This window comes from Streptomyces sp. col6, from assembly GCF_008042035.1.
GTDB lineage: Bacteria > Actinomycetota > Actinomycetes > Streptomycetales > Streptomycetaceae > Streptomyces.
Genome location: NZ_RDBL01000013.1, coordinates 130,042 through 153,734 on the forward strand (window position 1 = coordinate 130,042; position 23,693 = coordinate 153,734).

General features: G+C 73.7%; 14 protein-coding genes, 1 tRNA gene and 3 pseudogenes. 10 read left to right on the plus strand and 8 right to left on the minus strand.

Going from position 1 to position 23,693, the window contains the following annotated elements; genetic code table 11:
- A complete protein-coding gene (locus EAO73_RS17245) occupies positions 1–1,593 on the plus strand; it encodes a vWA domain-containing protein (protein ID WP_147972447.1) in 1,593 nt (530 codons plus the stop codon).
- A gap of 79 nt (positions 1,594–1,672) precedes the next feature.
- Positions 1,673–2,122 carry a DUF1772 domain-containing protein gene (locus EAO73_RS17250; protein ID WP_147972448.1) on the plus strand — a complete coding sequence of 150 codons (450 nt, stop codon included), beginning with the start codon at positions 1,673–1,675 and terminating at the stop codon, positions 2,120–2,122.
- Between the two features lie 109 nt (positions 2,123–2,231).
- Here the strand turns inward: EAO73_RS17250 and EAO73_RS17255 are convergent.
- Positions 2,232–2,304: transfer RNA gene (locus tag EAO73_RS17255), tRNA-Arg, on the minus strand.
- 318 nt (positions 2,305–2,622) lie between these two features.
- Here EAO73_RS17255 and EAO73_RS17260 point away from each other — a divergent pair.
- From EAO73_RS17260 to EAO73_RS17290, 7 genes and pseudogenes are all read left to right on the plus strand, one after another.
- Positions 2,623–4,275, plus strand: a complete 1,653-nt coding sequence (locus EAO73_RS17260; protein WP_147973495.1) for a dynamin family protein — start codon at positions 2,623–2,625, stop codon at positions 4,273–4,275.
- Positions 4,272–6,205 (plus strand): annotated as a pseudogene (locus tag EAO73_RS17265) (GTPase). The gene EAO73_RS17260 and the pseudogene EAO73_RS17265 overlap by 4 nt, the downstream one beginning before the upstream one ends.
- Before the next feature lie 100 nt (positions 6,206–6,305).
- Positions 6,306–6,749, plus strand: a pseudogene (locus tag EAO73_RS17270) (single-stranded DNA-binding protein); the annotation flags it as partial.
- A 396-nt stretch (positions 6,750–7,145) separates the two neighbouring features.
- Positions 7,146–8,606 (plus strand): LAETG motif-containing sortase-dependent surface protein, encoded by a 1,461-nt coding sequence (locus EAO73_RS17275; protein WP_191134118.1) that lies wholly within the window; start codon positions 7,146–7,148, stop codon positions 8,604–8,606.
- A 216-nt stretch (positions 8,607–8,822) separates the two neighbouring features.
- Positions 8,823–10,487, plus strand: a complete 1,665-nt coding sequence (gene ettA / locus EAO73_RS17280) for an energy-dependent translational throttle protein EttA (RefSeq protein ID WP_018518113.1) — start codon at positions 8,823–8,825, stop codon at positions 10,485–10,487.
- A gap of 5 nt (positions 10,488–10,492) precedes the next feature.
- Positions 10,493–10,915 carry an acyl-CoA thioesterase gene (locus EAO73_RS17285; protein ID WP_026242659.1) on the plus strand — a complete coding sequence of 141 codons (423 nt, stop codon included), beginning with the start codon at positions 10,493–10,495 and terminating at the stop codon, positions 10,913–10,915.
- Positions 10,912–11,604: a hypothetical protein gene (locus EAO73_RS17290; protein ID WP_147972450.1), complete on the plus strand. Its 693-nt coding sequence runs from the start codon at positions 10,912–10,914 to the stop codon at positions 11,602–11,604. Before EAO73_RS17285 ends, EAO73_RS17290 begins: the two co-directional genes overlap by 4 nt.
- 15 nt (positions 11,605–11,619) lie before the next feature.
- Here EAO73_RS17290 and EAO73_RS17295 read toward each other — a convergent pair whose 3' ends face one another.
- The 5 genes from EAO73_RS17295 to EAO73_RS17315 all read right to left on the minus strand — a co-directional run bounded on the left by EAO73_RS17295 (position 11,620) and on the right by EAO73_RS17315 (position 20,390).
- On the minus strand, positions 11,620–12,669 hold the full coding sequence (locus EAO73_RS17295) for a DUF2804 domain-containing protein (RefSeq protein WP_147972451.1): 1,050 nt from the start codon (positions 12,667–12,669) through the stop codon (positions 11,620–11,622).
- Between the two features lie 43 nt (positions 12,670–12,712).
- Positions 12,713–13,681, minus strand: a complete 969-nt coding sequence (locus EAO73_RS17300; protein ID WP_147972452.1) for an ABC transporter ATP-binding protein — start codon at positions 13,679–13,681, stop codon at positions 12,713–12,715.
- Positions 13,678–16,491, minus strand: a complete 2,814-nt coding sequence (locus EAO73_RS17305) for an FtsX-like permease family protein (protein ID WP_147972453.1) — start codon at positions 16,489–16,491, stop codon at positions 13,678–13,680. The genes EAO73_RS17300 and EAO73_RS17305 overlap by 4 nt, the downstream gene beginning before the upstream one ends.
- Before the next feature lies 1 nt (position 16,492).
- Positions 16,493–19,813 (minus strand): FtsX-like permease family protein, encoded by a 3,321-nt coding sequence (locus tag EAO73_RS17310; protein WP_147972454.1) that lies wholly within the window; start codon positions 19,811–19,813, stop codon positions 16,493–16,495.
- A gap of 172 nt (positions 19,814–19,985) precedes the next feature.
- Positions 19,986–20,390: a globin gene (locus tag EAO73_RS17315; RefSeq protein WP_147972455.1), complete on the minus strand. Its 405-nt coding sequence runs from the start codon at positions 20,388–20,390 to the stop codon at positions 19,986–19,988.
- A gap of 157 nt (positions 20,391–20,547) precedes the next feature.
- Here EAO73_RS17315 and EAO73_RS17320 point away from each other — a divergent pair, with 157 nt between their 5' ends.
- Positions 20,548–21,657 (plus strand): NAD(P)/FAD-dependent oxidoreductase, encoded by a 1,110-nt coding sequence (locus EAO73_RS17320; protein ID WP_147972456.1) that lies wholly within the window; start codon positions 20,548–20,550, stop codon positions 21,655–21,657.
- A 19-nt stretch (positions 21,658–21,676) separates the two neighbouring features.
- Here the strand turns inward: EAO73_RS17320 and EAO73_RS17325 are convergent, their stop codons facing one another.
- Together EAO73_RS17325 and EAO73_RS17330 are read right to left on the minus strand one after the other, a co-directional pair.
- Positions 21,677–22,138 carry a MarR family winged helix-turn-helix transcriptional regulator gene (locus tag EAO73_RS17325; RefSeq protein ID WP_147973497.1) on the minus strand — a complete coding sequence of 154 codons (462 nt, stop codon included), beginning with the start codon at positions 22,136–22,138 and terminating at the stop codon, positions 21,677–21,679.
- Positions 22,139–22,294: 156 nt separating this feature from the next.
- Positions 22,295–23,631: pseudogene (locus tag EAO73_RS17330) on the minus strand (FHA domain-containing protein).
- Positions 23,632–23,693 lie beyond the last annotated feature (62 nt).

A 23,693-nucleotide genomic window follows, 5' to 3' on the forward strand; every position in this document is an offset into this window, starting at 1 on the left:
ATGGAACACCGCACACGGAAGTACCGAGGAGCCGTCGGGCTCCTGCTTGCGACAGGCGTACTGCTCACCGGCTGCTCGGGGGAGGACAGCGGGGGCAAAACGACCTCCGACCAGCGGCGCGCGGGGGCGCCCGCACCGGCCTACACCGGCGGGGCGAAGGGCGACGCGCAGGGTGCGGACAAGGACGGGGCGAAGAACGGCGACGAGGCGGACCGGCTGAAGGAGTCCGCTCCGCCCGACTACCTGTCCACCTTCGCGCTGGACGTGGACACCGCCTCGTACGGCTACGCCCGCCGCACCCTCGACGAGGGCCGGCTGCCCGGTCCGGAGACCGTACGGCCCGAGGAGTTCGTCAACAGCTTCCGCCAGGGCTACCACCGCCCCGAGGGCAACGGCTTCTCGGTCTCCATGGACGGGGCCGGGGCCGGTGCGCAGGACGGCGACTGGTCGCTGGTCCGGGTCGGCCTCGCCACCAGGGCCGCCCCCAGCAACACCGAACGGCCCCCGGCCGCCCTCACCTTCGTGGTCGACATCTCCGGTTCGATGAACTCGCCCGACCGCCTCGGCCTGGTCAAGACCTCGCTCGGCATCCTCACCGACGAACTGCGCGACGACGACTCCATCAGCCTGGTCACCTTCAGCGACGAGGCGGAGACCGTCCTGCCCATGACTCGGCTGAGCGGGCACCGCAGCAAGATCCGCGAGGCGGTCGACTCCATGGAACCCGCCGCCTCCACCAATGTCGGGGCGGGCGTCGAGCGCGGTTACGAGGAAGCGGTGGAGGGCCGCCGCAAGGGCGCCAACAACCGCGTCGTCCTGCTCTCCGACGCGCTGGCCAACACCGGCGACACCGAGGCCGACGACATCCTCGAACGGATCGAGAAGGCCCGCCGCGAGTACGGCATCACCCTGTTCGGCGTGGGCGTCGGCAGTGACTACGGCGATGCCTTCATGGAGGAGCTGACCAACAAGGGCGACGGCCACACCACGTACATCGCCGACGAGGAGCAGGCCCGCAAGGTCTTCGTCGACCAGCTCCCCGCCCACCTCGAACTGACCGCCCGGGACGCCAAGGCGCAGGTCGCCTTCGACCCGAAGACCGTCGAGAAGTTCAAGCTCATCGGCTACGAGGACCGCAAGGTCGCCGACGAGGACTTCCGCGACGACACCGTGGACGGCGGCGAGGTGGGCCCCGGTCACACCGTCACCGCCCTGTACGCGGTGCACCTGCGCGACGGCGCCTCCGGTCATGTCGCCACCGCGACCGTGCGCTGGCTCGACCCGAAGACCCGCAAGCCGCACGAGAAGACCGGCTCGGTGGCGACCGGCGCGATCACCGGCAAGCTGTGGGGCGGCCGGAGCACCCGGCTCCAGGTCACCGCGGTGGCCGCCTACTTCGCGGAGAACCTGCGCGGCACCGGTCTGCCCGGCGCGCCGGGCCTCGGTGAACTCGCCGACCGGGCCGAGAAGCTGGCCGCGAGCACGGAGGACGCCTCGGTCACCAAGCTGGCCGACGCGATCGGCCGCGCGGACCGGCTGAAGGGCGGGGACCGGCAGACCGAGGACACCGCCCGCGAGGGCGAGATGGACTGACCGGAGCCTGGGGGAGCGGGTTCGCACACGTCTGCGAAATCCGGCTGTGCGCCCGCTCCCCGCAGGCCATGATGACCCCATGGCCTCCCTGTTCCTCGCCCTCGCCGTGATCACGACCGGCCTCTACGCCGGTTTCCTGCTGACGTTCCTGATCGCGGTGATGCCCGGCCTGGCGGCTCTGCCCGACGACGGCTTCACCGCGGCGATGCGCCGCTTCAACGAGAAGGTCCCCGGCCCGGTCTTCCTGGTGCTCTTCCTGGGCGTCATCGCGTTCCCGGCCGTCCCGGTGTTCACGGAGGCCGGCGAGAAGACCTGGCCGCTGCTGATCGCCGCCCTGGCCTGCGCCGTCGTCTCGCACCTGATCACGGTCGCGGGCAACATCCCGCTGAACAACGCGCTCGCCGCCTCCGACGGCGGCGACGACACGGCGGCCCGCACCGCGTTCGAGGCGCGCTGGAACGCCTTGCACCGCGTGCGTACCGTGCTGTCGCTGGCGGCCTTCGTCCTGCTGGTGGTGGCGGCGGTCTGAAGGAGCCCGGCGAGGGGCCGTGTTTACACGGTCACTACATGGTCCGCGCTAGCGTGCTGTGCTCCATGAGAAAAGGCCCTCCCTGGGGAGGGCCTGATCCGGGCTGAGGCGCCCCCGGCAGGACTCGAACCTGCGGCCAAGCGCTTAGAAGGCGCCTGCTCTATCCACTGAGCTACGGGGGCCGGGTAGTGGCTGCGGTGATCCGGAGCCCCGGGTCCCGGGCGGTCCGTGACCTTGCCGGGACAAGGATAGGGCTCCGATTGGCTCGACCTCGTTGCTTCACCTGCGTGGCACGATGTGGAGGTTCGGTGAAGCGAGACGATAATCGCAGGTAGGTGCGGATCACGCACCGCTTTTGGCGCTTCGCGCACCGGGTGTTGTGCACTCGTTATGCCTGCGCCCCACTCATCCCCTCTGCCCGGACGGGGGAACCGGCGCGCAGAGGTGGCTATACGCTTCAAAAAGGCTCCAAAATTGGGCATTCTTCGCATGTGGTGACCTTGGACGTACGGCCTCAGCTCATCGACGCACTTTCCGCCCTGCGCGACCGTGTCGCTGCCGTGCGTCTCCCACTTCCGCTCCCAGGGGCCCCCCGCGCCAGGCAGACCAGGACCGAGCTGCTCGCCCAGCTCGACGACTACCTGCTGCCGCGGCTGAAGGACCCCGAGGCGCCGCTGCTCGCCGTCATCGGCGGATCGACCGGTGCCGGCAAGTCGACGCTCGTCAACTCCCTGGTGGGGCGCCGGGTCAGCGAGGCCGGAGTGCTCCGGCCGACCACCCGTACACCCGTCCTCGTCTGCCACCCGGACGACCAGCACTGGTTCGCGGGCGTACGGGTGCTGCCGCAGCTCACCCGGGTCTGGCTGTCGCCCGAGGAGTACGCCGACCCCGGCCAGTGCGACGACCTCGACGGCCCCGACGGGCACGCGGCCGAGGAAGGCACCGCGCTGCGCGTCGAGACCGCCACCGGGCTGCCGCGCGGGCTCGCCCTGCTGGACGCCCCCGACATCGACTCCCTCGTCGTGCGCAACCGCGTCCTGGCCGCCGAACTCATCTGCGCCGCCGACATCTGGGTCATGGTCACCACGGCCTCCCGGTACGCCGACGCCGTGCCCTGGCACCTGCTGCGGACCGCCAAGGAGTACAACGCCTCGCTCGTCACCGTCCTCGACCGCGTCCCGCACCAGGTGATCGCCGAGGTCTCCCGGCAGTACGGGGCCCTGCTCACCAAGGCCGGCCTCGGCGAGGTGCCCCGGTTCACCATCCCCGAACTACCCGAGTCCGCCGGCGGCGGGCGCGGACTGCTGCCCACCACCGCGGTCGCCCCGCTGCGCGCCTGGCTCGCCCACCGCGCCCAGGACCCGGCGGCCCGTCAGCAGGCGGTCGGCCGGACCGCCGCCGGGGTCATCGACTCCCTGGACGTCCGGATGCCCGCGCTCGCCGGGGCCGTCGCCGCCCAGTACGCCGCCGCCGTACGGCTGACCGGTGTCGTCGAGGACGCGTACGGGAAGGAGGGGGCCCGGGTCCGCCGCAGGCTGAAGAACGGCGGCGCGCTCGCGGGCGACGCCCGGACCCGGTGGCGCGGCTACCCCACGTACAGCACCTCCGAGGAGGTCCTCGACGCGCTCGTCGAGAGCCTGGCCGCGCTCCTGGAGTGCGCGGTCGCCGCCGCCGACGAGCAGATCCGCACGGTCTGGCGGCGTGAACCCGCCGCCGCGGCCTTCGCCTTCGAGGCGGCGGGCCGCGAGGAAGGCGGCTGGGGACCGGCCGAGGACATCCGGGGCCGGATCGACATGACCGTACGCAGGTGGCGCCGGATCCTGGAGGAACTGGCCGAGGAGGAGCTGCGCCTGATGGAGCGCAACACCCCCCCGGACCCCGAGACCGTCGCCGCCCTGCTGGCCGCCGCCCTGCTCGGCGGACGCCGTGCCCGTACGGCGGGCGAACAACTCGCCGAACGCATGGGGGCGCAGGGCGCGCTGCGGCTGCGTGACAAGGGCGGCGCGCTGCTCACCACGTACCTCGACCACGTGCTCAACGGGGAACGCGACCGGCGGCTCGCACCTCTGGACGCCCTCGACGTCGCCCCCGAACCGCAGGCCGAACTGATCGCAGCGCTGTCCCTACTGCAGAAGGAGAGGTGGCAGCGATGACTGCCGTCACTGACGAGAATCCGGGACAGGGACGGGGCGGGGCCGACGAGGCCGCGAGCCCCCGGGAGACGGCCGGTTCCGGCGGCTGGGACGACGGTCTGATCGCCCGCCGCGCGCAGGCCGCCCGCGCGGAGGCCGAGCAGACCCCGGACGAGATCCCCCCGGAGGACGACGGGCCGCCTCCGGTCGAGGCCTACGTGGACACCGAATCCGGCAGCCCGCTCCGGCCGCGCCTGGACGCCCTGCGCGAACTCGTCGGGCTGTCCAGGGCCCGCCTGGACCGGGCCGCCCTCGCCGAGGCGGGCCGGGTGCTGGACGAGGCGGCCGCCCGGCAGCGGCTCTCCTCGCGGCACACCGTCGTCGCCATCGCCGGAGCCAGCGGCAGCGGCAAATCGGCCCTCTTCAACGCGCTCGCGGGCGCCCAGCTCTCCGAGACCGGCCTGCGCAGGCCCACCACCTCGTCCCCCCTCGCCTGCTCCTGGACCGACGGAGCCGCCGGGCTGCTCGACCGGCTGGCCGTGCCCGGCAGGCTCCGGCGCAGGCCGCAGCCCGGGGCGGCCGCCGACGAGGCGCTCCAGGGCCTGGTCCTCGTCGACCTGCCCGACCACGACTCGGCCGCGCGGGGCCACCGTGACCAGGTCGACCGGGTGCTGGCGCTGGTCGACGCCGTGATCTGGGTGGTGGACCCGGAGAAGTACGCGGACGCCGCGCTGCACGAGCGCTACCTGCGCCCGCTGGCCGGCCACGCCGAGGTCACCTTCGTCGTCCTCAACCAGATCGACCGGCTGCCGGGCGAGGCGGCCGATCTGGTCCTCGACGACCTGCGCCGGCTGCTCGACGAGGACGGCATGGCCCTCGGCGAACACGGCGAGCCCGGAGCCACCGTGCTGCCCCTGTCCGCGCTCACCGGTGAGGGCGTCGGCGAACTGCGCGAACTGCTCGGCCGGTTCGTCCAGGACCGCACCGCGGCCACCCGGCGCCTCTCCGCCGATGTGGACGCGGCGGCGGCCAGGCTGCGCCCGGTGTACGTCGCCGAGGGGCGGCCGGGGCTGGGGGAGCAGGCCCGGGAGGAGTTCACCGACCGCCTCGCGGAGGCGGTGGGCGCGGCGGCGGCGGGACAGGCGGCGGAGCGCGAGTGGCGCCGCAACGCCGGGCGCGCCTGCGGCACGCCGTGGCTGCGGCTGTGGCGCTGGTACGAGTCCGCCCGGCAGCCCGGAAGCCGCGACCACACCCCGCTCGCCGCTCCGCCCGAGGAACGGATCACGGCACGTCAGCGCGTGGAGCAGGCCGTGCGCACGGTGGCGGACGACGCCGCCGCCGGGCTGCCGGGGCCCTGGGCGCAGGCGGTGCGCGAGGCGGCGGTGCACGGCGCGCAGGGGCTGCCCGACGCGCTCGACGAACTGGCGGGCCGGGTGGGCGGCGGCGTCGTCCGCCACCGTGCGCACGGCCTGCTCCACGCGCTGACGTGCCGTGATCCGTTCCTCGGGCGGAGCGGCGAGCGGGGTGTGGTCGCCCGGCGGCCGGTGGCGCGGGTGAGGGCCGGGGCGGGCGGGCAGCCGGGAAACCGCCGCGTCCCGCCTGGTGGCCGGCGGCCGTGCTGGCTCAGGTCGCGATGACGCTGCTGCAGATCTTCGGGGGCCTGTGGCTGGCGGGCCAGATCATCGGGGTGCTGGAACCGGGGCTGCTGACGCCCTCCCTGGTGATGCTGGCGGGCATCGTCGGCGGCCCGTTGGTGGAGTGGTCGTGCGCGGCGGCGGCCCGGGGGCCCGCGCGGCGGTACGGCCAGGAGGCCGAACGGCGGCTGCGCGAGGCGGCGGCGGCCTGCGGACGGGCCAGGGTGCTCGACCCGGTCTCGGCCGAGCTGGTGCGCTACCGCGAAGTGCGCGAACGGTACGTGGCGGTGACGGAGTTCTCCACAACGGGCCGTTAGTCCACAGCCCCCAGCGGGATATCCGCCTCCCCTCCAGCATGGGATCAGTGACCGCACGCACCGTGCGGCCACGGAGACCTGGCGAAGGGGAGGCGGAGTCATGAACGAGACCTTGGTGACGCTGGTGGGCAACGCGGCGACGGCGGTGGAGTTCCGGGACACGACGACCGGGGGTATGGCCCGGTTCAGGTTCGCGGTGACGCCCCGGCGCTGGGACCGGGTGAAGGAGGTGTGGGCCGACGGGCACACGAGCTTCTACACCGTGTGGGCGTGGCGCACGCTGGCCGCCAATCTGACGGGTTCGGTCGCGGTGGGGGAGCCGCTGGTGGTGCACGGCAGGCTGAAGGTGCGCGAGGAGGAGCTGGAGGGGCAGCGCCGGACGTTCGTGGACATCGAGGCGGTTGCGGTGGGCCACGACCTGACGCGGGGGACGGCGGCGTTCCGCCGGGTGGTCAGGGGCGAGCCGGGGCTGACGTCGCGGTACGGCCCGGCGCCGGTCGGCGCGGGGGAGGACCCCTGGGCGGTGCGGGACGCGCCGGAGGCGCGGGGCGTGAGCGAGGAGGCGGTGGACGACGGGGGCGCGGCGGACGGAGCGGTGCGCTCGGGGGAGCGGCCGTCGCAGCGGGAGGAGCCGGCGCCGGAGCGCCCGGCCGCCCGGCGGCGGACGGTGCGTCAGAAAGGCGGAGCAGCGCCCCGGAAGACCGACTCCGGTCTGGTGACCGCGTGATGACGAGGCGTGCCGGTGGCCGGTGCTCACACCGGGGCGGGAGTGGCCCGTGATAACGATTGCGATTCGGAATGGTTGTCGGATGGTATGACGGGGGACTCTCCTTGGCTTGCTCCATAGGATCTCCCCGTACTCACAAGGCACTTGAGTAAGCAGGCGGGACAATCCCCACACGCGTACCGGGCGCGAGGGTCTCGCCCGGAGGGGACATCAGTGTTTTCTGCTTCTTCAGCGACCATTTCGTCATCCACGACGACGGCCCCTGGCGCACGGCGTGGGCGCATAGCCCGGCTGACCGCCTCGGCGCTGGCGTCCGGCCTGGTTATGGCCGGCGCGCTCGTCGGCGCGGGCAGCGCGGCGGCCGACGAGGTGCCCGCGCACCAGGGCGGTGCGACCGCCGTGCTGGACGGCCTGAAGACCTACGACACCGCGCTCCTGAATGACAACGGCAAGCAGCGCAAGGTGTCGGCGGGCCTGTTCGAGATGAACGTCGACGGCGGCGGCACGCTCAAGACGTACTGCATCGACATTCACAACCCGACCCAGGACCGGGCGAAGTACCTGGAGACCCCCTGGGGCCAGACCTCGCTCGGCGGCAACAACGACGCCGGCAAGATCCTCTGGATCCTCCAGCACTCCTACCCGCAGGTGAACGACCTCTCGAAGCTCGCCGAGGCGGCCGGCACCGGCACGCTCACCGAGAAGACCGCGGCGGCCGGCACCCAGGTCGCGATCTGGCGCTTCTCCGACCACGCCGACGTGACCGCCCAGGACGAGCAGGCGGAGAAGCTCGCGGACTGGCTGGAGAAGTCCGCCACCGTCACCGCCGAGCCCAAGGCGTCCCTGGCGCTCGACCCGGTCGCGGTCTCCGGCCGCTCCGGTGAGCGCCTCGGCCCGGTCACCGTCCACACCAACGCCGGCCAGGCCACGGTGACCCCGCCGGCGGACCTCGCCAGCGGCGTGAAGGTCACCGACAAGGCGGGCAAGCCCGTCACCACGGCGTCCGACGGCGACCAGCTCTACTTCGACGTGCCCGCCGGCTCCGAGGAGGGCACCGCCGCGCTGAGCGTCCAGGCCACCACCTCCGTCCCGGTCGGCCGCGCCTTCGCCGGGGTCACCAAGAGCCAGACCCAGATCCTGGCCGGCTCCAGCGACTCCACGGTCTCCGCGACCGCGACCGCCGGCTGGGCCAAGAAGGGCCCGATCCCGACGGCCACCGCCGAGAAGAACTGCTCCAAGGGCGGCGTCGACATCACCGTCGGCAACCAGGGCGACGAGGCGTTCACCTTCAACCTCGCCGGCAAGGAGAACACCGTCGAGGCCGGCAAGACCGTGACCGTCACCGTGCCCGTCGCCGAGGACCAGGCGTACGACGTCACGGTCACCGGCCCCGGCGGCTTCTCCAAGACGTTCAAGGGCGTCCTGGACTGCAAGACCACGGGGAGCAGCACCGGCGGCAGCAGCACCGGTGGCACCGACACCCAGACCGGTGGCGACAAGCCCACCACGACCACGGCCACGGCCGGCGGCAGCACGGGCGGCGACACCAACCTCGCCGAGACCGGCAGCTCCAGCGCCACCCCGATGATCGCGGGCATCGCCATCGCCCTGGTCGTCGTCGGCGGCGGCGCCGTCGTCCTCCTGCGGCGCAAGGGCCGCACCGCCAGTGAGTGACCAGCGGTAGCACACCGTCACACGCACTGATCAAGGCCCCGGCGGGCTTCGGCCCGCCGGGGCCTTCGCGTACCCCGGCCGCACCACCCCGTCCCGCCCGCGCGTACCGCGACCCGGGATCGCGCGTATCGCGCACCGGACCGGTTTCCGTCAAGAGGCGGCCGTCAGGCAAGATGGGGTGTATCTGCCCACACATCGATTGCCGGACGGTTTCTCTTGGCTGAGTTCATCTACACCATGCGCAAGACGCGCAAGGCGCACGGCGACAAGGTGATCCTCGATGACGTCACCCTGAACTTCCTGCCCGGCGCGAAGATCGGTGTCGTGGGGCCCAACGGCGCCGGTAAGTCCACGGTGCTGAAGATCATGGCGGGCCTGGAGCAGCCGTCGAACGGTGACGCGTTCCTGTCTCCCGGCTTCAGCGTCGGCATCCTCATGCAGGAGCCGAAGCTCGACGAGTCGAAGACGGTCCTGGAGAACGTCCAGGACGGCGCCGCCGAGGTCATGGGCAAGCTCAAGCGCTTCAACGAGGTCGCCGAGCTGATGGCGACCGACTACTCGGACGCGCTCATGGACGAGATGGGCAAGCTCCAGGAGGACCTGGACCACGCCAACGCGTGGGACCTGGACGCCCAGCTGGAGCAGGCCATGGACGCCCTGGGCTGCCCGCCCGGCGACTGGCCCGTCACCAACCTCTCCGGTGGTGAGAAGCGCCGCGTCGCGCTCTGCAAGCTCCTCATCGAGGCGCCCGACCTCCTGCTCCTCGACGAGCCCACCAACCACCTCGACGCCGAGTCGGTGAACTGGCTGGAGCAGCACCTCTCGAAGTACGCGGGCGCCGTGGTCGCCGTCACCCACGACCGCTACTTCCTGAACAACGTCGCCGAGTGGATCCTCGAACTGGACCGCGGCCGCGCGCTGCCCTACGAGGGCAACTACTCCACGTACCTCGACAAGAAGGCCGCCCGCCTCAAGGTCGAGGGCCGCAAGGACGAGAAGCGCCAGAAGCGGCTCAAGGAAGAGCTGGAGTGGGTGCGGTCGAACGCCAAGGGGCGCCAGACCAAGTCCAAGGCGCGCCTCGCCCGTTACGAGGAGATGGCCGCCGAGGCGGACAAGATGCGGAAGCTGGACTTCGAGGAGATCCAGATCCCGCCGGGGCCGCGGCTCGGTTCCATCGTCGTCGAGGTCGAGAACCTCTCGAAGGCCTTCGGCGACAAGGTCCTCATCGACGACCTGTCGTTCACGCTGCCCCGCAACGGCATCGTCGGCGTCATCGGTCCGAACGGCGCGGGCAAGACCACGCTGTTCAAGATGATCCAGGGCCTGGAGACGCCGGACAGCGGCTCCATCAAGGTCGGCGACACGGTCAAGATCTCCTACGTCGACCAGTCCCGCGCCAACATCGACCCGAAGAAGACCCTCTGGGCCGTCGTCTCGGACGAGCTGGACTACATCAACGTCGGCCAGGTCGAGATGCCTTCGCGGGCGTACGTCTCCGCGTTCGGCTTCAAGGGCCCGGACCAGCAGAAGCCGGCCGGTGTCCTCTCCGGTGGTGAGCGCAACCGCCTCAACCTGGCGCTGACGCTCAAGGAGGGCGGCAACCTGCTGCTCCTCGACGAGCCCACCAACGACCTCGACGTCGAGACCCTGTCCTCCCTGGAGAACGCCCTCCTGGAGTTCCCCGGTGCGGCCGTGGTCATCTCCCACGACCGCTGGTTCCTGGACCGCGTCGCCACGCACATCCTGGCGTACGAGGGCGACTCCAAGTGGTACTGGTTCGAGGGCAACTTCGAGTCGTACGAGAAGAACAAGATCGACCGTCTCGGCGCCGACGCGGCCCGCCCGCACCGCGCCACGTACAAGAAGCTCACGCGAGGCTGATCGTCTTGGCTCGTCATATCTACAGCTGCCCGCTGCGCTGGTCGGACATGGATGCCTTCGGCCACGTCAACAACGTGGTCTTCCTCCGCTACCTGGAGGAGGCGCGCATCGACTTCATGTTCCGGCTGGCGCCGGGGGACGGCTCGCCGTCCTTCGCGGGCGGCTCCGTGGTGGCGCGGCACGAGATCGACTACGTGCGGCCGCTGGTCCACCGGCACCGGCCGGTGACCGTCGAGTCCTGGGTCACGAAGATAGGCGCCGCGTCGCTGACGATCGCCTACGAGATCAAGGACCCCGACCAGGTCTACGTACGGGCCTCGACCGTCGTCGTGCCCTACGACCTGGCGGCGGAGCGCCCCCGGCGGATCTCCGCCGAGGAGAAGCTGTTCCTCCAGGAGTACCTGGCCGAGGAGCCCGCCGCGGTATGACCGTGTCCGTGCAGTCGCTGCGGTTCGCCGACGCGAGGGAGGCCGCGGATCTCGCGGCCTTCCTCGGACGGCTGCTCCACTACGACCGTGCCGCCGCCGTACGCCTCCAGGCGGGCGGCGGCGCGCTCGCCGTGTTCGGCAGGCCGCCGTCCTTCGACGTGCTGGCGATCCGCGCGGTGCGGCTGGCCGGTGCGCACGACATCGACGTCACGGTGTCGGCCGGCGATCTCCTGGAGACCCTGCCCGCCGAGGGGCCGGACGCCGCTACGGGCACGCTGCCCTCACCGGTGACCGGGCCGCCCTGGGCGGGCGTCCTCCCGCCGCGCGGCGGCTGGACCGAACGGCCGGGGCTGCCCGGCCCCGCCGCCCTGCGCGCCGCGCTGACCGCGGCCGTCACGGAATTCCGGGCCCGCGACGAGGCCCTGCCCGAGGAGCGGCGCACCCGGGCCGAGCGGGACCGCATCGGCCACGACATCTGGTCGCGGACCCTCGCGGACACCGAACTCCCTTTGCGCGCCGTCCACGCCGCGCAGTCCCTCGGCTTCCTGCGCGCCGCCCCCGACTTCCCGGTGGCCCTCCTGACGGCGGGCAGCTGGCTGCGCCTGCGCACCCCGTACGGCTCCATCGCCCTGCGCCGGGCCGGCGCGGCGGGCGGCCTGGGGAACCTCGCGGTCTCCGTCAACGGCTGAGACCCCGCGCGCCCCTCACCACCGCATGCGCACGTCCTCCGCCCAGCCCAGCAGCCGCTCCACCGCGATCTCCGTGCCGTCGTCGGCGCGGACACGGCCGTCGTAGTGGCCGAAGCACTGGTCGGTGCGGTTGGCGAGCAGCCCGGCCTCGGTGCGGGTGCGGCGGTTGTGGAACGGGGTGAAGGTCAGGTCGATCTGACCGGTCAGCGGGGTGCGGATCGTCCAGGGGGCCATCGGGTCCGATGCCGACCAGCGCCAGTCCAGCTCCTCGCCGACCTTGCTGAGCCGGCCGTCCACGCACAGGGCGTTCTCCGTGGACCCGGTGCCCAGCGTCCACCGCCCGCCGAGCTGGAGCCCCACCGTGTGCCCGTCGGTGCGGCCGGACGCGGCGCCCCAGTTCCAGTCGACCGTACGCGGCCAGCGGCCCCGGCCGTGGTCCAGGACGGCCCAGGTGTCGTCCCCGTCGAAGTCCAGGAACTCCCCGCCGATCCTGACCTGGCCGGAGGCGGGCAGCGCGGTCTGCTTGGAGGTGTACTGGAAGCACCGGCTGTTCCACGGGACGACCACGGAGAGCGATTCGTGGCCCGCCGGCCGGGCGACCAGGAGGTCCACTTCCACCGGCACCCGCTCCGGGGTCAGACAGCGCGCCCTGAGCCGGGTGCCGCCGGGCTCGTCGCGGATCTCCACGCGCACCTTGCCGCCCGTGGGGCGCGCGGGCCCGGTCACCACGTCCGGGGAGCCGGGGGCACCGGCCACGGTGTCGGGCAGGTGGACACCGAGGCCGCCGGGGATGATCGCCGTACGCTCCATCTCCAGCCCGCCCGGCGCGTATTCGAGCAGGTAGACGCTGTTCAGCGCGAGGAAGTCGAGATCGCTGACGGTCAGTGCCACCAGATGGGTGGGCGTCGTCACGCACCAGTACTCCCACCGCTTCGTGCGGCCCCAGCCGCGCAGATTGGCGCGGTGCAGCGGCACCCGGGACCAGCCGGCCGCCGCCGGGTCGAGGCGGCCGTCGGGCAGGCACAGGTCGACCGGCTCGGTGATCTCGCGTTCGAACGTCGTCATGGCCGGATCCTAACGGGGGGTCACGGACGGATCCCGGGGGCCGTCATTCCGTCCCGGGACCGCGCCCGTCCGGCCAGACCCCGATGTGGTCCTGCTCCAGCTCCAGCATCACGCGGTGCTCCATGCCCAGCGCCTCCGTGTAGTCGGCGGGCAGCTGGAGCCGGCCGGCGCGGTCGAGCATCGCGTACTCGCGGGCCACCTGGGACTCCTGGCCGGTCGCCGCGTCGACCTCGGTGCGGCGCAGCACCTCGAAGGACGTGCGGCCGTCGCGGATCGCGACCGTACGGCGCACCTCATCGGCGACGGCCTGGTCGTGGGTGACGATCACGATGGTTGTGCCCAGCTCCTCGTTGGCACGGCGGAACGCGGCGAAGACCTGCTCGCCGGTGGCCGAGTCCAGCTCGCCGGTCGGCTCGTCGGCGAGCAGCACCGAGGGGGAGTTGGCGAGCGAGACGGCGATGGCCACCCGCTGCTGCTGGCCGCCCGACATCTGCTGCGGACGCCGGTCGCGGCAGTCCTCGACCTCCAGCATCTTCAGCAACGCCTCGGCGCGCGCGGCCCGTTCGCGGCTCCGGCCGCGCCCACGCAGCTGCATGGGCAGCGTGATGTTCTGGATCGCCGTGAGATACGGCAGGAGGTTGCGGGCGGTCTGCTGCCAGACGAAGCCGACGACGTCCCGGCGGTAGCGGAGCCGTTCCTTCTGGCCCATGGACAGCAGATCGCAGCCCGCCACCTTCGCCGCCCCGGCCGTGGGCTCGTCCAGCCCCGCCAGGATGTTCATCAGCGTGGACTTGCCGCTGCCGGAGGCGCCCACCAGGGCCAGCAACTCGCCCTCCTGAACCAGCAGATCGAGGCCCTGGAGGGCCTGCACCTCCACCCCGTCCGTGGTGAAGATGCGGACCAGGCGGTCGCAGGCGATGAGTGCGTCGTGCCCGTAGGAGGGCCGGTCGCGCCGGGCGGTGGCCCGCTGTTCGAGCTCCGCCAGCGTGGAATCGGTCGACGGCGTCGTCATCGGGAGTCTCCTGCCCTGAGTTCGGTGATCGATCCGCGGCGGCCGGTCCACCAGGCCTGCACACCGGCCACCGCGGCGGCGAGCACGATCACGCCCAGCGCCGGCAGGACCAGGGACCACGGGTCGGTCCGCAGCGGTGCGGTGTCCAGCAGACCGGAGCCGGGACCGGTCGAGAGCGCGAGGTGCGTCAGGTCGATGCCCGGCGCGAGCAGCGCGATGGTGGCCCGGCCGACGAGCAGCCCGCCCACGGCGGCGAGCAGCGCCTGCGGCATGGCCTCGAAGCCGAGCAGCCGCCCGCCCTGCCGGGAGGTGAGGCCCATGGTGCGCAGCCGGGCCAGCAGCGTGGTGCGCTCCGGCGCGGTCCGCAGCAGCGAGAGGAGGACGGCGAGCAGGGCGTACCCGGCGCCGGCCGCGATCGCCGCCAGATAGATCTGCTCGGCGCCGTTCTGCATCGGGGTGTCGACGTACGCGGCACGCTCCTCGGAGCGCAGCTGTACGGAGAAGTGCTCGCCGGCCTTCGTGGCCGCCGCCCGCAGCGCGCGGGCGTCCAGGTGGTCGCCGGTGAGCAGCAGCGCGGTGGTCTGCCGGTGGGTGAGGGCGGAGGCGTCGACGATCATGAACGAGGAGTCGGTGACGGCAGGGGTGCGCGTCACCGTGCCGGCCAGCCGCACCCGGAAGTCCCCGGCCAGCGACTGGAGGTCCTGCGGCCGGCTGCCGAGCCGCTGGGCGACGGACGGCGAGGCGAGCACGGGCAGAACCCGTTCCCTGTCGGCCGGTTCGCCCTTCACGGGCCGCGCGCCGGTGGCCTTCAGCCGGTCCGCCGGGAAGGTGCCGAGGCCGACGGTACGGGCCAGCCGGGCGTACGCCTCCGGGTCGACGCCGATCAGCGTGGCGCCCTTGGCGTCCTCGGCCCCGTCCGCCGCAGGTGGCAGCGCCACCCCGTACTCGATCTGGGCCCGCACCACCTCGCGTACGCCGTCCGCCTCCCCGGCCGCGCGGATCAGTCCTGCGGGCAACGGTACGGCGTCCCCCTGGCCGCTGATCCGGGCGTCGGCGCCGGTGGCGAGCACGGCCGCGTCGTCCCGGGCGTCCGCGACCCCGGCGAGCACCGAGCCGCCGAACGCCGCCGTCGTCAGGGCGACCAGCAGGGCGAGCAGGGGCAGGGTGCCGGCGGCGGACGAGCGGCCGGCGCGGGCCAGCGACAGGAAGCCGACCGCACCGCGCAGCCGGGACACCGAGCGCAGCGCGAGCCGCAGCGGCAGTGGGTAGAGCCGGACCAGGACGACGGCGGCGATCAGGGCGACCAGCACGGGTGCGGCGCTGACCAGCAGGTCGGTGCCGCCCTCGCTGTCCGTACCGCGCCGGCGCAGCGCCACGACGGCGCCCACGGCCAGCACCAGAAGGGTCAGTTCGGCGACGGTGCGCCGCCGCGAGGGGCGGGCGGTCGCGAGGTCGTCGCGCTCCCCGTGCGCCCGGTGCCTGCGGTGCAGCAGGGCCGTGCGCAGCGGAAGCGCGGCGCAGACCAGCACGACGACCGCGCCGGCCCCTACCGTGGCCGGCCACAGCCGGGCCTCGCCCACCGCGAGGACCGCGAGCAGCAGCCCCAGGGCGCCGGCGGGCACGGCCGTCACCGCGGTCTCGGCGAGCAGCCGGCCCCCGATGCCGGTCAGGGACGCGCCCCGGGCCCGCAGCAGGGCGAGTTCGGCGTGCCGGCGGCCGGCGACGAGGCCGCCCGTCATCAGCAGCACGACGGCGGCGACGGCCCCGATGCCGACGGCGGCGACCGTGACGACCGGCTCGATCGCCGCGCGCATGTCCTCGTACGCGGCCAGGACCTCGTCCAGGTCGGTGGTGACGGTGACCGTGTCCCCGGCCAGTTCGCGCATGGCGAGCAGCCCGGGTCCTCCCTCCAGGGACGCGATCGCCGTGCGGAGCCGGGGCACGTCACGGGAGGTGAGGCCGGAGCCGTCCGGCGCGAGCCGCCAGTAGACCTCGGGCTGCCCGGTGGTGGAGAGCAGGGCGGGCGCGGCGTCCGGCGGCAGCAGCAGCGCGGCCGTCCAGTAGTAGCGCGGGGTCTCCTTGGTGGGGATCGGCACCAGCGAGGGGGTGCGCAGCAGCTGCTCGGCCGACCAGTAGGACGCCTCGGGCTGCTTCGGGGCGACGATGCCGGTGACGCGTACGGTCAGCGTCCCGCCGCCCCGGGTCGGGACGGCGACGGTCGCGCCCCGCTCGATGTGCAGGGCCTTCGCGGTCGCCTCGGTGACGGCCGCCTCGACCTCGCGGGTCCGCATGGTCACCTTGCCGTGGACCTTCGGCCAGGAGCCCGTGCGCAGGACGGCGTGGTCGGCGAGCCCGGACTGGGTGACATAGGTGAGCGAGGGGTCGAGGCCGTAGGGGCGGGGGAACCACGTCTCCGACGCCGGGATGCCCTTCGAGGTCCTGACCCCATACGCGGACTGGGCGGCGTCGGCCCGTACCGGGTCGGGAAGCGTGCGCAGGATGCGGCGCTGGGCCGCGCCCATCGTGGCGCCGCGCACCGCCTTCTCGCGGGCCCGGACGGGGAGTTCGAGGCCGGGCTGCGGGCCGCTCACCTCCAGGACGTCGCGCCTCGGTTCGACGACGCCCAGGTCGTGGCGCAGCCCCTGGCCCTCGTAGCGGTCGACGGCCCGGGGGAAGGCGGCGGCCAGGAACGCCGTCACCAGCACCAGCAGCGCGAACGCGGCCGACGCGCCGGGCGCGGTCCGCAGCCGGGTGCGCACCCAGGGGGCGCAGGCGGCCGACACGCGGGGGGTTCTCGTACGCGGGCTCATGTCAGTGGTCCCCCTGGTGGCGCAGCGATATCGCGGGGTCGGCCCGGCGCAGGGCGAGGGCCGCGACGATGAGCAGAGGCAGCGCGGCGACCCCGGCCAGCAGCAGGGCGACCTGCCCGGCCGGCAGGTGCGTGAGGACCGGGGGCACCGGCTGGGCCGCCTGCCCGGTCAGCACGATCAGCGGGACGACGGCCCGGGTGAGCAGCGCCCCGAGCAGGCCGCCGACGAGCAGCGCGATGGCGATCAGGACGCCCTGCTCGGCCGCGGTCATCCGGGCCAGCTGGCGGCGCGGGGTGCCGAGCGCCCGCAGCACGGCGAACTCGGCGGAACGTTCCCGCTGCGAGCCGACCGCCGCCACCGCGAAGCCGACCGCCGCCAGGGCCGCGGCGATCACGGCGACCGCCAGGAGCGCGGACTGCGGGCCGGCCCCCAGCGGGTCGCTGACCAGTTCGTCGGCGACCTCGTCGCGCACCAGCACCTGGGCCGGGTCGGTGTCCGGCAGGGCGCGCAGCGCGGCGGCGACCTCGGCGGTGCGGCCGGGCGCGGTGCTCAGCCACCACTCGGTCACCGAGAGCCGGGCGGTGGGACGGTCGGCGAACACCTGGCCCAGCGACCGGAGGTCGAGCAGCAGCGCCCCGCCGTCCTTGGCCCGCCGGTACTCCGTGGTGGTCTCGGCGGAGCCGCCGGGTCCGGTCGTCGACAGCCGGTGCACGGTCCGGGCGATCCTCACCCGGACCCGCTCGCCGGCCAGGGTGACGTCGACGGTCTGCCCGGTCCGCGCCCCGGTCGCCTTGAGGTAGGCGTCCGTGGCGACCGCCCGGATCACGGCCGGTGCCTTGGGCCGTTCCGCGGTGATCCGCACGTTGAGGCCGGGGATGGAGTACACCGCGTCCTCGGAGGTGACCGAGCCGGTGAGGTAGTCCAGGCCGAGCGGGGTGGCGTCCGATGCGGTGGGGAAGGCGGCGGCGCCGGGCCGGACCTCGCCGAGCGAGTCGGCCGAGACGGCGGCGCGCCAGCGGAAGCCGCCGGGCACCGGGACCGGCTGCTCGGCGCCGCCCTCGGTGACGGTGCGCAGACGGGTCACGGCCAGCCGATGCGATTCGCCGTCGTCCACGGGCTGCTTGTCGTCCAGCTCGAAGCCGGTCACGGCGAGACCGCCGGCCGCGGCGACCTTGATCTCGAACGGCCGCTTCCTCCCGTCCACCGGCACGGCACCCGCGACGACCTGGTACGGGAGGCCGTAGCGGTCCTCCAGCAGGACGGTGAGCTGCGGGCCCATGCCCGAGGGCGAGGCCTTGTGCGGGGCGGCGGGCGCGGAGAGGGCCAGGTCGAACCGGAGCCGGGTGCTCTTCGCCGGCAGCGTGAGCCCGGGGCGCGCGGCCTCCTTCGGGGCGAGGGAGTCGAACAGCCGGGCGGTGGCGCCGGCGCCGAGGTCGTCGCGCATCAGCATCCGCTCGCCGGCGTGCGCGGTGTCCAGCGCGAGGATGTCGGCGGTGCGCCCGCCGGAGAGGTCGAGCGTCGTGCGGAAGGCGGGCGCCGCGTCCCGCACGCCCGGCAGCTGACCGTACGCCCCCGACTTCTCCGGGTCCCCGTTGATACCGCCGGTCATCCGGACCGAGGCACCGGACCTGAAGTCGGCCTGGTCGCTCTGCGAGCGGTTCCACGACGCGCTCTGCCCGATCGCGAGCATGCCCATCGCCACCGAGAGGACCAGCAGCAGCACCGGTCCGGCCCCCCGCAGCGGCCGGCGGCTGAACTGCCAGCCCGCCAGCGCGGTCGCCAGGCCCCGGCCGCCCGCCGCCCGGCGCTCCGCCAGCCGCGCGGCGGGCGGCAGCAGACGCAGCGTCAGTACGGTGCCGGCGAGCAGCGCCAGCGCGGGCGCGGCGACGAGGAGCGGGTCGATCCCGAGCCCGCCCGAGCGGTCGCCGCTGAGCGCGCCGCCCCCCGAGCCCTTGGTCTGCCGGTCCAGCTGCCAGTACGCCACCGCGGCCACCAGCAGCAGCGCGAGGTCGGCGCCCGCCCGCACCGGGCCGGGCAGCGCGGCGGAACGCGTGGCGCGCCGGCTCCCGGCACTGGCGGCCAGAGCGGGCGCCACGACGGCGAGGGCGCAGGCCAGCGCGGTGACGGCGGCGATCAGCCACAACTGTCCGGTGACACCGGTGTCCAGGCGGAGCCCGATCCGGGAGAGTTCGCCGCGGTTCGCCAGGAGCCGGGTCAGCGGGCCCGCGAGCAGCGGCGCGACGACGGCCGCGGGCAGCGCGAGCAGCAGTGCCTCGGCGGCGGCGAGCCAGGTGATCCGGGCCCGTGAACCGCCGCGCGCCCGCAGCAGTTCGGTCTCGCCCGCGCGCTCGCTGCTGAGCAGCCGGGCAACGAGCAGCAGGGCGTACCCGGCGAGCAGGACCAGCTGTACGGCCACGATCGTGAGCGTGGAGCGGGAGACCAGCAGGGCGCGGTCGATCTGTTCGAGCACGGTGGGCAGCGACGTCTGCGCACTGCCTCCGTCCTCGAACCCGGGGGCGGCCAGCAGCTTCTTCGGGCCGGTGGTCGCCGCGTGCCGCAGGTCCGCCATCCGGTCCGTGGTGACCGAACTAAAGTCGGCGACCGCCAGCCAGGACACCTCGCCCGCGCTGGTCCGCCCCGAGCCGAGAACGGCGGGGTCGGTGAGCAGCGGACCGTACGTCGTGAAGACGACCTTGCGGACGCCGCGCCCGCCGAGCGCGTCGAGCTGCCAGTACGGGTCGGCCTGGTCGGCGGCCTTGTAGAGCCCGGTGATCTCGATGGTCACCGGCTTGCCGCCCAGCCGGTCGGTGACCTTGAGCCGGGCGCCGGGCTTCAGCGACAGCGCCTCGGCGGCGGTCGCGGGCAGGGCGACCTCGACGGGGCTGCCGCTCTTCCCCGCCCCGGCGGCGGGCATGCGGCCGGCGGTGAGGCGGACGCGGCTGCGGTCCAGCGAGGCGAAGTGCGTGAGGTCCGGGTCACCGCGCCGGGCGGCGGGTGCCTGGAGGCTGCGCGGCAGCGCGTACGGGCCGGACGCCTCCAGCTTCCGTACGGTCACCGGCAGGCCGTCGAACGTGTCGCGGGCGGCCTCGCGCGCCGCCGCGTCGGCCGGCTCGCGCTCGTCCGGCTCCAGCTGCGCGGAGACCACCAGCGAGGCGGGGACGGCGGAGCGGTGGGTGAGCGTGTGGCGCAGCGCGGCGTCGCCGATGGAGCCGGAGAAGGCGGTGAGCGCGGCCAGGACCGAGGTGGTCAGGAGCACGGCCAGCACGGCCGCGGCGAGCAGGAGCCGGTGCGCCCTCACCCGCAGAAAGACGAACCCCGTCACCTGTCCCCCAGTCCCCACTCACCCCATGCGCGCCCCCCGGCGTTGCCTGGATGCTGTCAGACCGCCGGTGCTCGTGGAAACCGCTTACGGGTACAACTTGATGCATTCGTGACCGGTATCCGGCCGTGGAGTACCGGATTCCGCACGGATATCGGCAGTCCGTGACCGCGGGTCAGCCGTCGGTGTTCACCATTGAGGCGGCCGCGTAGGTGAGGTAGTCCCACAGCTGCCGCTCGTGCTCGGGCGCGAGGCCCAGCTCGTCCAGGGCGGTCCGCATGTGGTGCAGCCAGGCGTCGTGCGCGGCGCGGTCCACCCGGAACGGCGCGTGCCGCATCCGCAGGCGGGGGTGCCCGCGCCGGTCGCTGTAGGTCCGCGGACCGCCCCAGTACTGCATGAGGAACAGCGCGAACCGCTCCTCGGCCGGCCCGAGGTCCTCCTCCGGGTACATCGGCCGCAGCAGCGGATCGTCGGCGACGCCCTGGTAGAAGCGGTGGACCAGGCGCCGGAAGGTCTCCTCGCCGCCGACCTGCTCGTAGAAGGTCAGCTCCTGCACCGTGTCGCGCGGATTCTCAGTCACCCGTCCATGGTCGCAGACGCGCCGCGCCCCGGGCGCCGGGGATCTTCTCCGCATCCCCTCATTCCGTCTTGTCAGTTCGTTGTGCGAACTACTATGGTTCGTGCAACGAATGAAGTGATGTGTAAATGCGTGTGAGTCATTCAGGAAAGAGGCCGGCATGGCAAACGGAACAGTGAATCGCACCGTCGTGGTCATCGGCGGGGGATACGGCGGCTCGGCCGTCGCCAAGGCGCTCGACGAGGAAACCGATGTGGTGCTCGTCGACCCCCGGGACGCATTCGTCCACGCGGCGGGCTCCCTGCGGGCGCTGGTCAGGCCCGACTGGGCGGAGAACATCTTCTTCCCGTACGACACCCTGCTGAAGCGCGGCACCGTCCGCCGCGAGCGGGCCGTCGCCCTGGACCCGGGCGGGGTCACCCTGGCGAACGGCGAGCACGTCGCCGCCGACTACCTGGTGCTCGCCACGGGCTCGGACTACCCCTTCCCCGCCAAGACGGACACCGATCTGGCCGACGAGGCGCTGGCCCGGATACGCGAGGCGCACAAGGAACTCGCCGGCGCGCGGCGGGTCCTGATCGCCGGCGCCGGACCGGTCGGTCTGGAGCTGTCCGGCGAGATCAAGGCGGTCTGGCCCGAGAAGCACGTGGTCATCACCGACCCGGCCGGCGAACTGCTGCCGGGCTTCCTGCCCGAGGTCCGTGAGGAACTGCTGCGCCAGCTCGACGCGCTCGGCGTCGAGCTGCGGCTCGGCACCGCGCTCGCCGAGGAGCCGCAGGCCGTCCCGGGGCGGCTGGAGCCGTTCACGGCGGCCACCGCCGACGGCGAGCGGATCGCGGCCGACATCTGGTTCCGCTGCTACGGCGTGCGCTCCAACGGCGACTACCTCGCCGACGGCCGGGTCGCCGTCCGCGACGAGCAGGGCCGGGTCCCGGTCGACGAGCGGCTCAACGTCTTGGGCCACGACCACATCTACGCCCTCGGCGACCTCACCGACCTGGCCGAGGCCAAGATGGCCGGGTACGCCATGAAGCACGCCGAGGTGGTGGCGGCCAACGTCCTCGCCCAGGTCCGCGGGGAGGAGCCGGCGGCCGTCTATCTGCCGTCCCCGGTCCGCTCCGCCCTGCTCCCGCTCGGGCCCGGCGGCGGGGTGGGGCAGGTGCCTGCGCCGGGCGGCCCGGTGCTGCTGTCCGCGGAGGAGGTCAGCGCGTACAAGGGGAAGGACCTGTTCACCGGGCGCTTCGCCGAGCTGTTCGGCATCACGCGCTGAGGCCGCGCCGGGGCCGCCCTCAGCAGCCGGGGGTGGCCGTGGGGGCGTTCTCGCAGGACTCGCGGAAGACCATGGGCACCTTGTTCTCCAGGACCAGGCGGCCCAGCAGCCCGGTCAGCACCTCGCGGTCGGCGTCGTCGAGGCCCTCGGCCAGGGCCTCGACCCGCCGGCAGGTCTCCGCGTAGAACTCCTCGGCGAGCGCGCTCCCGGCCTCGGTCGGCGCGACCCGCACCGCGCGCCCGTCCTCCGGGTCCGGCTCCCGGCGCACCAGGCCGCGCTGTACGCACCGGTCCACGAGGCCGGTGAGGCTGGACTTCGCCAGACCGAGTACGGTGCCCAGCTCGCGCATGCCGTACGGCTTCAGCATCAGCACGCAGAGCAGCTGGCCCTGCTGGGCGGTGATTCCGTGTTCGCGGCCGGAATCCGCGTACACGGCATTCACCAGGAATGCGGAGCGCACCAATGCGGTGGCGATCCCCATCTGGCCGTCCTCTGCCTTTCGCATGTGAACAGAATATGGCAGCCGGGAGCGGTGCGGGCCCGCCGGGACGGGAGATTCGCGGTACGAACTACCGTACGCCGAAGCGGCCGGTGGCGGGGGCACCCCCTCCACCGGCCGCTTCGCCGTACGCGGTGCTCAGTCCCGGCGGACCGTGATCGTGGTCCACGCACCTACGTGCACCTGGTCGCCGTCCTGGAGCGGGACGGGGACGTAGGGCTGGATCGGATCCTCGGAGCCGTTGACCGTGGTGCCGTTCGTGGAGTTCTGGTCGACCACGGCCCAGCTGCCGTCGGGCTGCTGCACCAGCACGGCGTGCTGGTGGGAGACGCCGGGGTCCTCCGGCGGCACCGACAGGTCGATGTCCGGGGACTCGCCCGTGCTGTGCCGGCGGCGGCCGATCGTGATCTGGCTGCCGGTGAGCGCGAGCTGCTGCTCCGGGGAGTACGCGGGCAGGTTGAGCCCGGTGGCCTCGGGGCCGCTGCGCTGCATCATCGCCAGGAAGTACTCACGGTCGGGCGCGATGAACGCCGTCCAGTTGTTGGACAGCGGGGGCCGGCCGGGCCCCGGGCCGTGCTGCTGACCGGGGTCGTGCGCACCGGGACCGTGCTGGCCGTGCTGCGGACCGGGTCCCCCGTGCTGCTGTCCCGGACCGGGCTGCCCGGGGCCCTGCGGACCCGGACCCTGCTGCCCCGGGAACGGCGGCTGCTGCATCGGGGACTGCGGGCCCCGGTCCGGCTGCGGCGCGGGCTGCGAGGGCGGGGACAGCAGCCAGTCGTCGCCGTCGGAACGCGGCGGGGCCGGCGGGGGAGCCGTCTGCTGCTGGAAGGCGGGCGGCGCGCCCTGCTGCTGGAACGGCGGCGGGCTCTGCGGGCCGCCCTGGGGCCCCTGCTGGTACGGGGGCGGAGGCGGCGGTCCCTGCCGGCCCTGCTGCTGGCCCGGGGGGCCCTGCTGGAACGGCGGCGGGGTGCTCTGCGGGCCCTGCCCGAACGGCGGCTGACCCGGGCCCTGGGGACCCGGCTGACCCGGGCCCGTGGACAGGGGCTCGGCGGACCGGTTCATCTGCGAGGGCCGCGAGCCCTGGTAGTCGAAGGGGTCGCGCGCCTGCTGCGGGGGCGGCGGCTGCTGGGCCGGGAAGCCCGGCGGCCGGCTGCCGGCGGGGCCGGGGTCGCCCGGAAGGTTGTGCCGGGGGGCCAGCGGGGTGTAGGACGTGGCCGTGTTCGTGAGGAAGTTCCAGCGGCACTCCTCGCAGAACGGCGCCATCGCCTCACGCGGCGTGCGGCACTGCGGGCACAGCTCGGCCTGGGCCGTCGCGTCCGGGTCGTGCGGCTGGGGGTATCCGTAACCGCGCGCGGGCGGCGGGGAGGCGGCGGGGGAACCGCACCCGCAGGCGCGCCCGCCCCGGTCATGCGGTGGCCGCAGACCTCGCACCAGTCCTCGGAACCCGACTGGTGTCCGTTCGGGCAGGTCGGCATGTCGGCGCTTCCCCCTCTCCTTCTCCGGCCCGCAGGCCGTTACTTGTCGTGCTCCGCCGCCC